Consider the following 15,188-nt stretch of genomic DNA (forward strand, 5'->3'; position numbering starts at 1 on the left):
GCGTCAGTGCCGGTGACGTCCAGCCTGCGCCTGCGTCTCGCCCTGCCCTGCAGCCTGCTGCTGGCCGGCTGCACGTTGCCGCCGCTGGAGGGCCGCCCCCGCTCCAGTGCGCCGAGCCCGGCCGAAACCGCCGACACGCCACTGGGCCGCGCACTCGCTCCGCTGATCGCTGCACATCCGGGGCGCAGCGGCATCCATCCGCTGAGCGACCCGCGCGATGCGTTCGCCGCGCGCGCAATGCTGGCCAACGCCGCCGAGCGCACGCTCGACGTGCAGTACTACATCTGGCGCAACGATCTCACCGGCACGCTGTTGTTCGAAGCGCTGCACGATGCCGCCGACCGCGGCGTCAGGGTTCGTCTGCTGCTGGACGACAACGGCACCAGCGGCCTCGACCACCGGCTGGCGACGCTCGATGCGCATCCGCTGATCGAGGTGCGGCTGTTCAATCCCTTCGTGGTGCGCCAGCCGAAGGCCATCGGCTACCTCAGCGATTTCTCCCGCGCCAACCGGCGCATGCACAACAAGTCGTTCACCAGCGACAACCAGGCCACCATCGTCGGCGGCCGCAATATCGGTGACGAATACTTCGCCGCCAGCGAGGGCATGCTCTTCGCCGATCTGGACGTACTGGCGGTCGGCCCGGTGGTCGATGAAGTTTCGCGCGATTTCGACCGCTACTGGGCCAGCGACTCCGCCTACCCGGTGACCGGCATCCTGCCCGCGGCAAGCGAGACGGCACTGGACGAGCTGTCCGCGCAGGCATCGATCATCGAGCGCGACCCGGCCGCCGGTCGCTACATCGAGGCGCTGCGCGACTCCGCGTTCATCCGCGAGCTGCTCGCCGGCCACCTGCCGTTCGAGTGGGCGACCACGCGCATGGTCAGCGACGATCCGGCCAAAGGCCTCGGCCTGGCCGACGGCGAGGGCCTGCTGACCTACCAACTGGGCCAGATCCTCGGCGAGCCGCGCCGTGACGTCGAACTGGTGTCGCCCTACTTCGTGCCCACCGCCACCGGTACCGCGGCCTTCGCCGCGCTGGCGGGCAACGGCGTGAAGGTGCGCATCCTGACCAACTCGCTGGACGCCACCGACGTCGCTGCCGTCCATGCCAGCTACGCCAAGCGCCGCAAGGACCTGTTGCAGGCCGGCATCGTGCTCTACGAGCTGCGCCGGCTGACCGAGGGCAACGAGCCGAAGGACAAGGCCGGCCCGTTCGGCAGCTCCGGCTCCAGCCTGCACGCCAAGACCTTCGCCGTAGACCGCGAGCGGGTCTTCGTCGGCTCGTTCAACTTCGACCCACGCTCGACACACCTGAACACCGAACTGGGCTTCGTCATCGACAGTCCGCAGCTGGCGGCACGTATCGAAACGATGTTCGACGAGCAGATTCCGGCTAGCGCCTACGAGGTTCGCCTGGCCGATGACGGCCGGCTCTACTGGCTGGAGCGCCGCGACGGCACCACCGTCCGCCATGACAACGAGCCGCAAGCGGGCTTCTGGCGGCGCGCCTCGGTGACGCTGCTGTCCTGGCTGCCAATCGAGTGGCTGCTGTGAACCACTGAGGTCGGCAACGCAGGCTGCTCAGAACAGGTCGAGCTGCCCGTCGATCAGCGCGGAGAAGTCATCGCCTACGAACGGCAGAATCGCCTCTGCCACGGGCTGCAGCTGGCGCGTCAGGTAGTGGTCGTAGTCGATCGCGGCACGGCGGACTTCCAGCGGCTCGGGGCCGGCGACGGTAATCACGTAGCGGATCCAGCCACCGTTCTGATACTGCCGCGGCCGACCCAGGTGATCGTTGTACTCGTCGGCCAGGCGCGCCGCGCGCACGTGCGGCGGCACGTTGCGCTGGTAGTCGGCAAGCCGGCGGCGCAGACGCTTGCGATAGATCAGCAGCTCGTCGAATTCGCCCGCCAGCGTACGCTGCACGTAATCGCGCACGAAGTCCCGATAGGGCTGGCGATGGAAGATGCGCCGGTACAGCTCCTGCTGGAAGCGCTGGGCCAGCGGCGACCAGTCGGTGCGCACCGTTTCCAGCCCCTTGAAGACCAGGCCGTCGCTGCCGTCCGGCAGCGTGACCAGGCCGGCGTAGCGCTTCTTGCTGCCCTCCTCGGCGCCGCGGATGGTCGGCATCAGGAAGCGCCGGAAGTGCGTCTCGAACTGCAGCTCCAGCGCGCTCTCCAGGCCGAATTCCGCGCGCAGCTGCGCGCGCCAGTCGTCGTTGATCTGCTGCACCAGCGCACGGCCGATACGCGCGGCCTCGTCGTCGGAATGCGCGCGACGCAGCCAGACGAAGGTGGAGTCGGTGTCGCCGTAGATCACCGTGTGCCCCTGCGCCTCGATCAGCTCGCGGGTGCGCCGCATGATCTGGTGGCCGCGCAGGGTGATCGACGATGCCAGACGCGGATCGAAGAAGCGGCAGCCGCTGGAGCCAAGCACACCGTAGAAGGCGTTCATGATGATTTTCAGCGCCTGCGCCAGCGGCTTGTTGCGCGCACGCTTGGCCGCCTCGCGCCCCTGCCAGACGCGTTCGACGATCGCCGGCAGGCAATGCCGGGTGCGCGAGAAGCGCGCGCCGCGAAAGCCCGGCACCGAGGCCTCGTCGGTCGGCTGGCGCAGCCCCTCGATCAGTCCGACCGGGTCGATCAGGAAGGTGCGGATGATCGAGGGATACAGGCTCTTGTAATCGAGCACCAGCACCGATTCGTACAGGCCTGGCTGCGAGTCCATGACGAAGCCGCCGGGGCTGGCTTCCGGCTCGCGCTCGCCGAGGTTCGGCGCGACGAAGCCCTGGCGATGCATCAGCGGCAGGTACAGATGCTCGAACGCGGCCACCGAGCCACCGCTGCGGTCGGCGGCCAGGCCGGTGACGCTCGCGCGCTCGAGCAGGAAGTCCAGCAGTTCGGCATGGGCGAAGATGCGCGTGACCAGCTCGCAGTCCTTGAGGTTGTAGCGGGCCAGGGCCGGCTTGTCCTCGGCGAACATGCGGTCGATCTCAGCCATGCGCTGGTACGGATTGTCGATCGCCTTGCCCTCGCCGAGCAGGCTCTGGGCGACGTTCTCCAGGCTGAACGAGGGGAAGCTCCAGGTCGCCGAACGCAGCGCCTCGATGCCGTCGATGAGCAACCGCCCCGCCGCCGCGGCGAAGAAGTGGTTGCGCCGCTGGCCGTGCTCGCGCCACTCCATTTGCGCCCCGCCGCGGCCCAGGCGTAGCGGAATCTGCAGACGCTGCGCGTGCTCGTGCAGCACACGCAGGTCGAACTGCACAAGGTTCCAGCCGATGATCGCATCCGGGTCGTGCGCCGCCAGCCACGCGTTCAGGCACTCCAGCAGCTCGGCGCGGCTCTGACAGTAGTCGAGACGAAAATCCACCGTGGCGTCCGGCCCGTTCGCCGGGCCGAGCATGTAGACCTGCCGCTGGCCGCAGCCCTCCAGCGCGATGGAGTAGAGATCGCCGCGGGCGTTGGTTTCGATGTCCAGCGAGACCAGCCGCAGCCGCGGCCGGTAGTCGGCGACCGGTTTGAGCTGCGCGTCGATCAGGCCTTCATCGCCAGCGGACGTGCCGCTGAAGCACACCGGCGCGGTGATGAAACGCTCCATCAGGTAGCGCTCCGGCGGGCGGATGTCGGCCTCGTACACATCCACACCGGCATCGCGCAGCAGCCGCGCGCAATCGAGCAGGCGCCGGTACTGCCGGCAATACAGCCCCAGCACCGGCCGCTGATGGAAATCGCGCAACGCCAGTGGACTCAACTGGACATCGGCTTCGCGCCGCAGCAACGCCTCGGCCCGCGCGCGCTCGTGCGCCGGGATGAAGGCGACCACCGGCCGGCTGGGAACGCGCACCAGCCGCGCGCCGGCAGCGGTGGCGAGCCAGAAGCTGATCTCGCAGCCCTCGGCAGTGTCGCGCCAGTGCCGGGTCAGAATGAACCCCTGCGGTAGATCCGCCATTACTCTCTCGGTCGCTCAGGCAAAGGCGGATTCTACGTCAGCACGCGGCGATCAGCCGGCCTGGAAGCGCTGGCGATACTCGCCCGGGGTCAGCCCGACGATGCGCGTGAAGACCTTGCGAAACGCCCCTGGGTCACCATAACCGACCTCCCAGGCGACCCGCTCGATGGGCAAGCGGCCGGCCTGCAACATCTCCCGCGCCCGCCCGACGCGCAGGCGCTGGCAGTATTCGGTGGTCGTCATGCCGGTGGCCTTCTGGAAGCGCCGCAGAAAGGTGCGCGCCTCCAGCCCGGCGCGGCGCGCCAGGTCGGAGAGTGCAACCTCCTTGGCATCGGTTTCGGCAAGCCAGTGCTGCACGGCGAGCACGGCGTCGTCGCCATGCGTCAGGCGCGGCGCGAAAGCGCTGTAATAGCGCTGCTGGCGCCCCGGCGGATCGACCAGCAACATCCGCGCGGTATCGATCATGATCGCCGCGCCCAGATAGCGATCCACCAGCCGCAGCCCCAGGTCGGTCCAGGCCATGATGCCGCCGGCGGTGATGATGTCATCGGCATCGACGATGAGCTGGTCGACATCCACCTGAACGTCCGCAAAACGGCCCAGCAGGCGCTGCGCATAGAGCCAGTGGGTGGTAACGGTACGGCCGGCGAGCAAGCCGGTTTCGCCAAGCAGGAACGCGCCGGCGCACACCGATGCCAGCGTCGTGCCCGCCGCATGCTGCGCCCGCAGCCAGTCCCGGTAAGGCGCCGCTGCCTCGGACGAAAGCGGCTCCTCCAGGCTGGGCGGCAGGATCAGCACCTTCGGCGCGCCGCCCCCGCCCGGCAACGAATCGCGGATGCGCACCGGCGCATCGTCGCCGGCCTGTTGCTGCCAATGACTGACCCGCAGCAACGCGCCGGGTACCGGCCGCTCGTCGGCGATGCGCTGAGCGATCGCGAACAGATCGCTCAGGCCCAGCACGGCCGCCATCTGCGCGCCGGGGTACAGCAGTATTCCGATCTCGATGCTGTTTTCCTGCACCATATGTCTCTATCGCCCCGCAAGTTGTCGATCGCGCCACTTCGCAGCGTGCCGCCGCTGGCCAAGGATAGCCAGACCCTTTTTCACCCAAACGCAAAGGAATTCCCGCATGAGCAAACGAGCCGTCATCGTCATCGACCTGCAGAACGAATACACCCCGGCGGGCAAGCTGCCCCTGACGGGCATCGAGGCCGCGGTCGCCAACGCCGCACGGGTGATCGACGATGCCCGCGCCAAGGGCATCGCAGTCATCCACGTCCGCCACGAATTTGCCCACGGCGAAAAACCGGCGTTCACGCCCGGCACCGATGGCGTGCTGATCCAGCCCGAGGTCGCGCCGCGCGAAGGTGAGCCGGTCGTCGTCAAGAACCACGTCAACGCCTTCCGCGAAACACCGCTGCAGCGCCTGCTCGATGAGCAGAACGTACGGGAACTGGTCGTCGTCGGTGCCATGAGCCACATGTGCGTCGATGCAGCGGTGCGCGCCGCGGCGGACCTCGGCTACACAGTCACCGTGCTGCACGACGCCTGCGCGACGCTCGATCTGGAATTCGGCGGCGTAACGGTACCGGCCGCACAGGTCCACGCCGCGATGATGGCAGCGCTCGGCTTCGCCTACGCCACCATCCGCTCGACCGACGAATACCTGTCCGCTTGAGAGGAGCGAGGAGAGAGGCTGTCACCGAACGCGACGGCCTCCGCCCCCCGGCACTGCAAATCGAGCACGCAAAAACACGAAACCCCTGATTCCTCGAAGAAATCAGGGGTTTCGCGTATCGATGTAATGGCGGAGAGATAGGGATTTGAACCCCATTTTTTGCTCTGCGTTGCTTTGCAAAACCCCGCAATACGGGCCGTTCCGTTCTTCCATGCCTGCATTGTGCCGCGTTGGTCAGCAGTGATTTCGACGCCTTTTCGACACTCCAAGCGCTGGCTCGACCTTAACGGCTTGCATCCCAAAGGAAAGGCTTCTAACAATAATTTCATTATGCCATCATTAGCGCAATATGCTCCTGCGCCACCCTGACTGGGTGAATATAGTTTTCGCACCGGCAATCCTTAAATTACTCACCAGGCCATAAGTAATAAGGTAGATTTAAAAAATGTTTGGATTATTTAAGAAAAGAAATAAGGAATCCTCCGGTGCTGATCTCGCCGAACAAGGGTTGGCCGAAGTCGCGGCAGCAATAAAAAATAATTCCATTAATCTGGAGCAGGGGCGAGTATTTGACGATGTCTATGTTCATGCGGATCAGCCCAATGGAATACCTAGAATCACATATGTAATGTTTAGTCCGTCACTTCAGAACAAAGTAATTGCCAGGTGTGCGCTTGTTTATTCGAACGTAAAGGAAGGCGCCCCGGTCTGGCAAATAGATTGGGCCGTAATAAAGGAATACAGGGGCCAGGGCTTTGGGAATACAATTGCAACTAAAGCATTGGTTGAGTTTGTAAACGGGATGAGTGGGAAATTTGAGAATGGTGTTTTCGTCGAGGCGGTGGTGGATGAGGGGAATGAAGCATCAATAGCTATCGCTCGAAAACTAATTGGAGATGAAAAAGTACTATTTAATGATCGCGCGGGTGTAAATGTTCACAGTTTTTTAATGCAGATTCCTGCCTAGCGTTACTTCTACGATATAGATCGTTGATGACTTGCGAATCAATCGAAGCTTGCGGCTTTGCAAGCCGCTACTCTCGTTCGTTGTAACTTGCTCCCTGCGCTCGGGCATACCATCGCCTAGCTACTTTCCGTGTGATCGCTATCCCGCGCTGGGTTGGCTCAAGTTTCGGTTGGCCTCGTCATAGGCCGGGCTGGTCTGTCCGATCTCCGGGGCAATCTGCCCGCTGGCCAGCCATAGGGCGTACTGGGGGTAGATCTTCACCAGTACGTCTATCTCGTCTGCGCTTACGCGCACCGCACCCTTGCTGACGTTCCGCCAGCGCTCGTAATCACCACCTTGTTCGCTCGCCCGCTTGGGGCCGATCAGCTTGAGCAACGCGCGTGCTCTATCGGATGCGCTGTGCATGCAGAAAAATATTCCTGAGTAGCTATTGCTCCATCTTGTTGGATGGGTAACAATCGCTCCATGGGTAGTTGTTACCCATTGGTTGGTTGGTTATCAAAGCCGAACATAGTGGAGTAAAGCGGATGGATACGGAAGGTTTTGACCCGCAAAAGCTGCACGGCGCCCCGCCCCTGATGCCGTGGCCGAAGTTCGCCGAGTGGATCGGCATGGGCGACGAACCCATCGTGGTACGCACCTGGCTGGAGCGTGGCTACCTGCCGTCGCAGAAGGTCGGCAAGCGCACGATGGTCAACGTGGCCCTGCTGCATCAGCAGCTTCTCGAACAGGAGTGGACGCTATGAGTAAGGCAGACGACAGCCTCGACCTGTGCAGCCTCAAGACCTTCGCCGAAATGAGCGGGGTATCCGTCGAAGAGGCCGCCGACTGGGCGGCCACCGGCACCATCCCAACGATGCGTCTCGCGGACTTCCGCATGGTCAACCTCGCGCGCCTGCGGGCCGACCTGAAGAAAGGAAAAAAGGAGTTCAAGGAAGGAGACTACAGCCATGCGTAAGCCCGTCACCTTGGATGCTGAAGCTGCCAAGGATTACATCGGCCAGTCCGTGCTGCTGGAGCTGCACATGGACGAAGACGAGCCGCCTTACTGGTGCTGCGTGCACATCGTCGGTGTGGTGCTGGCGAAGGAAGGCGTCTGGGATTACCCGTACTTCATGGCGGTGAGCTTCGTCGACGACGGGCGCACGCCAAGCGAAATCCCGTTCGTGGACATTCTTACCATCAGGGCGATGCGGTACCGCGACCGGCACGGTTCCGGCAACGTACTGGGCCGCGTCGCCCTCCCTAATGCTGAACGGTCAGGGGCCGCGCTCCCGGCTCGTCGGGACACGCTTCACCGTCCCGTCGAACGGAAGCACGGGCGCAGCGCACCCTTGACCCTGCACGACTATGACCAGCCTATCGCGGGGAGTGTGGGGTAGCTTTTCCACCCCACGCTCCCGAGCCCTCGGCGGCAAGAGCGGGATGACAAGGGCGGCGCCCTTGGTGTTCTTCGCCCTGTCGCGCCGCGCCTATCTCTGCCTGCCGCACCTGCTTCTCGGGCTGGCCTGCCTCGCGCTCTGCATCGCCCTGGACGGCACGCCGCCGCCCGACCGGCCCTACCTGCCGACCTTCATCCAGGAACAACCCTGCCCGGACGATCCGACCGAAGCGTTTTCCGACGCGGTTACGGCATGGCCAGCCAAAAGCGCGCGCATGCCTGCACAGCTCTACGCGGAGCGTAGCGGGCGCGTGGCCTGTGCCGGCGTGCGCGCGCCCCCGCTGACGTCCCTGTAACACGTCAGATAAACGAAGGTTGAGAACCGCATTAATCAGCATTAGGAAGTGAAACCAAATGGCCAAACCAAAAGATTTTCTCCGTCTCGATATGCTCGCCCGTGAAGATCGCAACGGACGTCTGTTCGTCGATCCGGGCACGGCGGCAATCGTCGATCTGTCCAAGGTCCGTTTGCTGCGTTGCGGCGTCGATACGGTCCGCCAGCTGTATCGCGGGCTGATCCGCCCGGAAATCATGGCGCTGTTCGAGAAACCGGGCGTCATGGTCGAGTTCGCTGGCGAGTTCTGGCATGCCGGACGGGTAGGGCGGGACTCGGGCTACCAGTACAAGCTGCAGAACGCCGATCTCGGCTTCGTGCTGCTGATCAAGAACTTCAACGCCAAGCTGGAACAGATCGGCCCACACCTGAAGATCGAGGTGTCACCGCACGCCATTGACGCGCTGTCGCCGGAACGGCTGCAAGAGCGCATGGACTACTACGCGGCGGCAGTCATGACGCACCGCGAACGCAACCAGTGCGCCGTCCATCTGGCGTTGGATCTCCAGGGCTGGAAACCTCCGGTGGATCTGGTAGCTCGGCTGCACTGCCGTGCGCGGACGCACCGGGATATCTCGGGTATCAACGAGATCAACTGGGCGACCAAGTCCAGCGTCTACGGGCGCGGGGAAACGTCCATGTTCGGCTCCGCCGGTGGCGTCCAGCTCTGCATCTACAACAAGACTGAACAGGCCCGCGCGACCGATAAGCTCGACTTTTGGGAAAGCGTCTGGCGTCGTCGGGATTCGTTCGATCCCGCCGATCCTGATAACTACGATCCAAACGCGGACGTGTGGCGGATCGAACTGCGCTACCACCATTCGGTCATCCAGCAGTTCGCCAGCGGCTCGACTGACGTGAAGACCGGCCAAGTCATTGATACGGACTCCTTCGCAGCCTTCTCGGCCCATCTGGACGGCCTGTGGCGCTACGGGCTGTGCCAGTTCAAGTTGCTCGCCCGGCCCGGCTATTTCGACCCGATCTGGACGCTGATTCGCGACGACATTCGTGTCGATGTGCCGGTCGACTCACTGGTCGATGAAACCGAGTACAAGCGCTACTACAAGACCTCGCGGGGTTTCTCGGGCAAGAACGTGGAACTGTTCCTGGGAAACTTCGTAAGCCTGCTGGCACGGGAGCGAGTGGGCGCTAAGAAAGCATTCGAGACCCTGAAGCAATGGGATTGCTGGCCGGTCATCCGCGATCACTACGCCGCCAAGGATATGAGCGAGCGGGATCTGTACAAGCACATCAAGGAGCTGCTGCAGGAACGCCATGTGAGGTGGGGGCGCGCTATCTGATGGCGATCCAGCAAACCGACGATGGCCGCTGGAAAGTCGATGTAGAGCCGATCAAGGGCAAGCGCTTCCGCAAGACGTTAAAGACCAAGGGCGAAGCCCAGCGGTTCGAAGCGACGTGTCGCGCGAAGGTGATAGACGCACCGGACTGGTCACCCAAGCCGAAAGATGCGCGCCGCCTGCTGGAACTCGTCGATCGCTGGTTCGTGTTGCACGGTCACACCCTGGCAGACAGCGAAGCACGCCGACGCCTGCTCGATGAAATGGCGAGACAGCTTGGCAACCCGGTAGCGCGTCGAATCACCGGCAACCAGTACGCCGAGTACCGCGCCGCCCTCCTCGCCAACAAGGCCAACCCGAAGACGTTGAACAATCGCCTCGGCTACCTGCGTTCGGTTTACAACGTGCTGCGGCAGCTCGGCGAAATCGATTACCCGAACCCGCTGGCCCAGGTACGCCCGCTTCGCCTTCAGGAAAAGGAACTGGCCTACCTGACGGACGCCGAAGTCTCTCTGCTGTTCGAGACGATCCATGCCCGCTGCAAGACGCCTCACGTAGCGATGGTGGCTGCGATCTGCCTTGCGACGGGTGCGCGTTGGGGCGAGGCTCAAGCGTTGGCGCCAGAACGGGTGCGGTCGGGTCTGGTGACGTTCGTGAACACGAAGGGTAAGCGGGTCCGGTCGATTCCGATTGATCCCATCCTGGAACAGCGGATCTCCGAGCACTTCAAGCGACACGGCCAGTTCTCAAACTGCCTGAATAGCTTCGACAAGACCCTGACGGCATCAGGTATCACCCTGCCCGCTGGGCAATCGTCGCATGTGCTGCGGCACACCTTTGCCAGTCGCTTCGTCATGAATGGCGGGAACATCCTGACCCTGCAGAAGATCCTGGGTCATGCGTCGCTGGCAATGACTATGCGCTATGCCCATCTAGCACCGGACCATCTGCGTGACGCAGTAGCTTTCGGGCCTGTACGCGACTTTCGACAGTTCTTCGACAGTTGGCCGGGCTAGAAAAGCAAAAGCCCCCGAAACTCTAGGAATTTCAGGGGCTTAGGTTATATGTAATGGCGGAGAGATAGGGATTTGAACCCTAGGTACCCGCGAGGGTACAACGGATTTCGAATCCGTCCCGTTCGGCCACTCCGGCATCTCTCCAGCGGTGCGCATGATAGCAGCTCGGTTCGCGTTGGCGAACCCCGGCTGCTGACATTTTTTTCAATTTTTCAGCATCTTGCGCGCTCGCCACCTCGCTTCGCCACGCGCTCAGGCAGTCAGGCGGGTCAGCGCCTCGCGGTATTTATCCGCGGTCTTGCGCGCGACCTCGGCAGGAAGCGCGGGCGCCGGCGGCTCTTTGTTCCAACCGGTGGACTCCAGCCAGTCGCGAACGAACTGCTTGTCGAAGCTCGGCGGATTGCTACCTTCAGCGTAACTGTCGGCTGGCCAGAAGCGGCTGGAGTCGGGTGTCAGTACCTCGTCCATCAGAGTCAGCGTACCGTTTTCGTCGAGGCCGAACTCGAACTTGGTGTCGGCGATAATGATGCCGCGGGTGGCTGCGTATTCGACCGCAGCGCTGTAGAGCGCGATGGATACGTCACGCACCTGTGCGGCCAGTTCTGCGCCGATGATGGCTTCGCATCGGGCGAAGGAGATGTTCTCGTCATGATCGCCCACGGCCGCCTTGGTCGAGGGCGTGAAGATCGGCTGCGGCAGCTTGGCCGCCTCCTTGAGGCCTGCCGGCAGCTGGATGCCGCAAACCGTGCCGCTCTTCTGGTATTCCTTCCAGCCGGAGCCGGCGATATAACCGCGCACGATCGCTTCCACCGCAACCGGCTTCAAGCGCTTGGCCACGACCGCACGGCCCTCCACCAGCGGCAACTCTGCGGGCGGAACCACATCCTCGACGCGGTCGCCGGTGAAGTGATTGGGCACCAGATCCTTGAGCTTGTCGAACCAGAAGTTGGAGATGGCCGTGAGAATCTTGCCTTTTTCGGGAATCGGCTCGGCGAGAATCACGTCGAAGGCCGAGAGACGATCGGTGGCGACCATGAGCATGCGCTTGTCATCAACCGCATAGAGATCACGGACCTTGCCGGAATAGATCTTCTTCAGGCTCAGGGTGGAGGGAGTGGTCATAGGGAGAATTCCGCTGTTGGCAGGTCATCAAAACGAAACAGGCGAAACCTGAGTTTCGCCTATTGGGATCGGTACAGGGCTGCCGGCTGCCTTTAGCCCAGGTTGTCCTTGATCAGCGACAGTACGCGGCGCGCCACGTCGGCTGGAGCCACGGCGTCGATGCCCTTGTCCAGCGTCACCAGCACCTTGTCGCCCGCGCGAGTCAGACGCAGTTGATAACGCTCGGCACGCGCCTCGATCTCGTCCTTGTCTTCTCCGCCGAACAGCCGCCCGAAGAAGCCCGGCTTTTCTTGCGGGTCCTTCGCGCCTTCGGCGAGGTTGACGTAATAGACGCCCAGGCTGCGATCCAGGTCGTCGACCCGCACGTCGCCAGCCTGCAGCGCGCGACCGACACTTGACCAGGCGCGGTCAAAGTCGGTCTCCAGCTGCAGCACCGGAATGCCTGCACCGTCGTCGCTAAGCGTGACACGGCTGGGTGCGTCGAAGTCGCGCTCGGCCAGCAACGACACGGAGCCGGCCTGCTCCGCGCTGCTGGCGAGCTTGGCATGCAGTTCGTCGAGCAGCACGCGGTCCAGCTCTGGATTGCTGGCGGTCTGTGGCCAGGTAATTTCCTCGTTGCTGCCGAGTGGGCGCTTCACGCTGAGCACGTAGACTTCGCTGGTGTTGCGCTGCACGCCGGGCTCGACACGCACGCGCACCCGCGCTTCATCGTCCTGCAGGCCGAGATTGCGCGCGACGGCTGGATCGAGCTGATCGCCACGCTGCCAGGCAGTGCTGAATTCGCCGGTCTGTGGACGTTCATCGGCGATATCGAAGCCGTTTTGGACGAAGAACTGCCGCGTCGCCGCCCAGACCTGGGCTGGCGCGCGCTGGGCGACCAGCCAGCGGGAGTCCTCGGAACTCTGGATGCTGAAAGCGCTGACCTGTGCCGCCACCTGCAGACGCTGCGGACGCGGTACTTCGTATTCGCCTGTATGCGTGGAATCGGCGACCTGGCTTGGGATCGGCAACAGCGGATCGAGCGGGCGGATATCGCCATCTACCGGCACCTGCATCGGCGCGACCTGGCGCGCTGAAAGATAATCGCTGCCGCGATCGCGGAAATATCCGTCGTCGCCCCACAGCCAGCCGCAGCCGCTGGTAGCAGAGATGATCAGGGCTAGGGTCGAGAGTCCGGCCAGTCGCTTCATGCGTATTCCTTTGTTGTTCAAGCCAGCACGCCGGTCTGGCGCATTGCCTGGCGTAGCGGTTCCTGGTAGCTCGCACTCAGCCAGGTCAGTGGCAGACGAATGCCATTGCCCATCAGGCCCATTTCATGCAGCGCCCACTTGACCGGAATCGGATTCGACTCGAGGAACAACGCACGGTGCAGGGGCATCAGGCGCTCGTTGATGGCGCGCGCCGTCACTGCATCGCCGGCCATCGCCGCGGCACAGAGATCGCTCATAGCCCTAGGTGCCACGTTGGCTGTCACCGAGATGTTGCCCTTACCGCCGAGCAGCATCAGTTCAACGGCGGTGGGATCGTCGCCGGAATACACCAGAAAATCCTTGCCGACCCGATCCAGCACTTCCTGGCCGCGCTTGAGATCGCCGGTCGCTTCCTTGATGCCGATGATGTTCGCCACTTTGGACAAACGCTCGACCGTCTCCGGCAGCATGTCGCATACGGTGCGCCCCGGCACGTTGTAAAGAATCTGGGGAATCGCTACCGCTTCGGCGATGTGCTTGAAATGCTGGTAAAGGCCTTCCTGGGTCGGCTTGTTGTAATACGGCGTGACCAGCAGGCAGGCATCAGCACCGGCGTCACGAGCGTTTTCCGTCAGCTCGACGGCCTCGCTGGTGGAGTTGGCGCCCGTGCCGGCAATGACAGGAATGCGGCCGGCAACCTGGTCGACGACGCGACGTATTACCTCGATATGTTCAGCCACACTGAGGGTCGCCGATTCACCGGTCGTTCCGACGGCAACGATTGCATTCGTACCTTCCTGCAAATGGAAGTCGACGAGTTTGCTCAGGCTATCCCAATCCAGACCACCCTGTGCGTCCATGGGGGTGACCAGCGCCACCATACTGCCCGCAATCATGCAACCGCTCCTGCCGGAAAAAGAGAGGCGTAATGGTACAAGGCTCCATTGCGCTTTGCGAGCACACCGCGTAGTCCGAACGCAATGATCGGATGCACCTACCGGCCCACCTTTCCACGCCCGCCGAACCTACGACACATTCCCACGCGCGGCGCTTTTCGCTACTCTTAGCCGTTTTCGGCTTGGCTGGCCGACCCGATTCATCACCGCCAGGAATGTTGCATGTCCACCCCTCCAGTACCCCGCGAACAGTTCCTCGTCATCAGCGCCCTGGGCGCCAGTCCCATGGAGCTGACCAATGTGCTCTGCCGGGCCAGCAACGAGAACCGTTGCGCCGTCGTCAGCGCACGGCTGACTCGCCACGGCGCCTGCAGCGCTCTGGTGCTGGAGATCACCGGCAGCTGGGACGCCCTCGCACGCATGGAAACCGCCCTGCCCAGTCTGGCCAAGAAGCACAGCTTTACCGCCAGCGTAGTTCGTAGCGAGGCCCTGGAAAGTCGTCCGCAGGCGCTGCCGTACGTCGCCTATGTCAGCGCCGTGTACCGACCGGATATTCTCAACGAGCTGTGCCAGTTCTTTATCGACCACCGCGTTGAGCTGGAGAATCTGACCTGCGATACCTACGAGGCACCGCAGACCGGCGGCACCATGCTCAACGCGACGCTGACCGTTACCCTTCCCGCTGGCACCCAGATCAGCTGGTTGCGGGATCAGTTTCTCGACTTCGCCGATGCGCTGAATCTCGATGCGCTGATCGAACCTTGGCGCCCGCAAAACCCGTAAGGAATTCCGTTATGGCAGTCGAACTCGACCAACCCGTCGCAACCTTCCAGGCCCAGGCCACTGGCGGCCTGCAGGTCGATCTTGGCGCACTGAAGGGCGAACAGGTCGTCCTGTACTTCTATCCCAAGGACAACACGCCGGGCTGCACCACCGAAGGACAGGATTTTCGTGACCGCCATGATGCCTTTCGCGCGGTCAACACGCAGGTGTTCGGCGTCTCGCGCGACAGCCTGAAGACTCACGAGAACTTCAAGAACAAGCAGGGCTTTCCCTTTGAACTGATCAGCGATCAGGACGAGCAACTCTGCCAACTGTTCGAAGTGATCAAGCTGAAGAAGCTCTACGGCAAGGAATATCTGGGCATCGATCGCAGCACCTTTCTGATCGATCGCAACGGCGTGCTGCGTCAGCAATGGCGAGGCGTCAAGGTTCCGGGACATGCCGAGGCAGTCTTGCAGGCCGCCCGGGCACTGAACGACGCCTGAACCGAACGGGGCGGATTTTTCGCCCCT

The 15,188-nt window shown here is 63.1% G+C and carries 17 protein-coding genes and 1 tRNA gene; 11 read left to right on the plus strand and 7 right to left on the minus strand.

The features are described from left to right. The first annotated feature begins 12 nt into the window (after nt 1–12). Nucleotides 13–1,557, plus strand: coding sequence for a phospholipase D family protein (locus tag AC0ZJQ_RS14155; RefSeq protein WP_476476819.1), 1,545 nt, complete (start codon nt 13–15; stop codon nt 1,555–1,557). 27 nt (nt 1,558–1,584) lie between these two features. Here AC0ZJQ_RS14155 and AC0ZJQ_RS14160 read toward each other — a convergent pair whose 3' ends face one another. Beyond that, nucleotides 1,585–3,951 (minus strand): DNA polymerase II, encoded by a 2,367-nt coding sequence (locus AC0ZJQ_RS14160; RefSeq protein ID WP_167137882.1) that lies wholly within the window; start codon nt 3,949–3,951, stop codon nt 1,585–1,587. 51 nt (nt 3,952–4,002) lie between these two features. After that, on the minus strand, nt 4,003–4,974 hold the full coding sequence (locus AC0ZJQ_RS14165) for a GlxA family transcriptional regulator (RefSeq protein WP_314019573.1): 972 nt from the start codon (nt 4,972–4,974) through the stop codon (nt 4,003–4,005). A 106-nt stretch (nt 4,975–5,080) separates the two neighbouring features. On the opposite strand from AC0ZJQ_RS14165, the gene AC0ZJQ_RS14170 reads away from it, so the two are divergent. Both AC0ZJQ_RS14170 and AC0ZJQ_RS14175 read left to right on the plus strand, forming a co-directional pair. Beyond that, nucleotides 5,081–5,629: a cysteine hydrolase family protein gene (locus AC0ZJQ_RS14170; RefSeq protein ID WP_167137888.1), complete on the plus strand. Its 549-nt coding sequence runs from the start codon at nt 5,081–5,083 to the stop codon at nt 5,627–5,629. Nucleotides 5,630–6,074: 445 nt separating this feature from the next. After that, the gene (locus AC0ZJQ_RS14175; RefSeq protein ID WP_476476820.1) at nt 6,075–6,596 is read left to right on the plus strand and encodes a GNAT family N-acetyltransferase; all 522 of its coding nucleotides are present in this window, start codon (nt 6,075–6,077) and stop codon (nt 6,594–6,596) included. A gap of 138 nt (nt 6,597–6,734) precedes the next feature. Here AC0ZJQ_RS14175 and AC0ZJQ_RS14180 read toward each other — a convergent pair whose 3' ends face one another. Further along, a complete protein-coding gene (locus AC0ZJQ_RS14180) occupies nt 6,735–7,001 on the minus strand; it encodes a hypothetical protein (RefSeq protein ID WP_045666266.1) in 267 nt (88 codons plus the stop codon). A gap of 122 nt (nt 7,002–7,123) precedes the next feature. Here AC0ZJQ_RS14180 and AC0ZJQ_RS14185 point away from each other — a divergent pair, with 122 nt between their 5' ends. The 6 genes from AC0ZJQ_RS14185 to AC0ZJQ_RS14210 all read left to right on the plus strand — a co-directional run bounded on the left by AC0ZJQ_RS14185 (nt 7,124) and on the right by AC0ZJQ_RS14210 (nt 10,685). Further along, nucleotides 7,124–7,342, plus strand: coding sequence for a hypothetical protein (locus AC0ZJQ_RS14185; protein ID WP_014852368.1), 219 nt, complete (start codon nt 7,124–7,126; stop codon nt 7,340–7,342). Continuing rightward, nucleotides 7,339–7,554, plus strand: a complete 216-nt coding sequence (locus AC0ZJQ_RS14190) for a hypothetical protein (protein ID WP_045666264.1) — start codon at nt 7,339–7,341, stop codon at nt 7,552–7,554. Before AC0ZJQ_RS14185 ends, AC0ZJQ_RS14190 begins: the two co-directional genes overlap by 4 nt. Then, entirely contained in the window at nt 7,547–7,978 is a 432-nt protein-coding gene (locus AC0ZJQ_RS14195; protein ID WP_476476821.1) for a hypothetical protein, read from the plus strand. The genes AC0ZJQ_RS14190 and AC0ZJQ_RS14195 overlap by 8 nt, the downstream gene beginning before the upstream one ends. A gap of 64 nt (nt 7,979–8,042) precedes the next feature. Beyond that, nucleotides 8,043–8,333, plus strand: coding sequence for a hypothetical protein (locus AC0ZJQ_RS14200; RefSeq protein WP_476476822.1), 291 nt, complete (start codon nt 8,043–8,045; stop codon nt 8,331–8,333). Nucleotides 8,334–8,391: 58 nt separating this feature from the next. After that, on the plus strand, nt 8,392–9,672 hold the full coding sequence (locus AC0ZJQ_RS14205) for a hypothetical protein (RefSeq protein ID WP_476476823.1): 1,281 nt from the start codon (nt 8,392–8,394) through the stop codon (nt 9,670–9,672). Then, nucleotides 9,672–10,685: a phage integrase gene (locus tag AC0ZJQ_RS14210; RefSeq protein ID WP_476476824.1), complete on the plus strand. Its 1,014-nt coding sequence runs from the start codon at nt 9,672–9,674 to the stop codon at nt 10,683–10,685. Before AC0ZJQ_RS14205 ends, AC0ZJQ_RS14210 begins: the two co-directional genes overlap by 1 nt. A gap of 54 nt (nt 10,686–10,739) precedes the next feature. On the opposite strand, the gene AC0ZJQ_RS14215 is transcribed toward AC0ZJQ_RS14210, so the two are convergent. From AC0ZJQ_RS14215 to dapA, 4 genes are all read right to left on the minus strand, one after another. Beyond that, a tRNA-Ser gene (locus tag AC0ZJQ_RS14215) sits at nt 10,740–10,829 on the minus strand. A 108-nt stretch (nt 10,830–10,937) separates the two neighbouring features. Further along, nucleotides 10,938–11,807, minus strand: a complete 870-nt coding sequence (locus tag AC0ZJQ_RS14220; protein ID WP_314019576.1) for a phosphoribosylaminoimidazolesuccinocarboxamide synthase — start codon at nt 11,805–11,807, stop codon at nt 10,938–10,940. Between the two features lie 92 nt (nt 11,808–11,899). Then, entirely contained in the window at nt 11,900–12,997 is a 1,098-nt protein-coding gene (gene bamC, locus AC0ZJQ_RS14225) for an outer membrane protein assembly factor BamC (protein ID WP_314019578.1), read from the minus strand. Nucleotides 12,998–13,014: 17 nt separating this feature from the next. Further along, nucleotides 13,015–13,893, minus strand: coding sequence for a 4-hydroxy-tetrahydrodipicolinate synthase (gene dapA, locus AC0ZJQ_RS14230; protein WP_008567638.1), 879 nt, complete (start codon nt 13,891–13,893; stop codon nt 13,015–13,017). Between the two features lie 222 nt (nt 13,894–14,115). Between dapA and AC0ZJQ_RS14235 the strand changes: the two genes are divergently transcribed. Both AC0ZJQ_RS14235 and AC0ZJQ_RS14240 read left to right on the plus strand, forming a co-directional pair. Then, on the plus strand, nt 14,116–14,676 hold the full coding sequence (locus AC0ZJQ_RS14235) for a glycine cleavage system transcriptional repressor (RefSeq protein ID WP_314019580.1): 561 nt from the start codon (nt 14,116–14,118) through the stop codon (nt 14,674–14,676). An 11-nt stretch (nt 14,677–14,687) separates the two neighbouring features. Beyond that, a complete protein-coding gene (locus tag AC0ZJQ_RS14240; protein ID WP_165595374.1) occupies nt 14,688–15,161 on the plus strand; it encodes a peroxiredoxin in 474 nt (157 codons plus the stop codon). Nucleotides 15,162–15,188 lie beyond the last annotated feature (27 nt).

Source organism: Stutzerimonas sp. 21-1 (assembly GCF_056336065.1).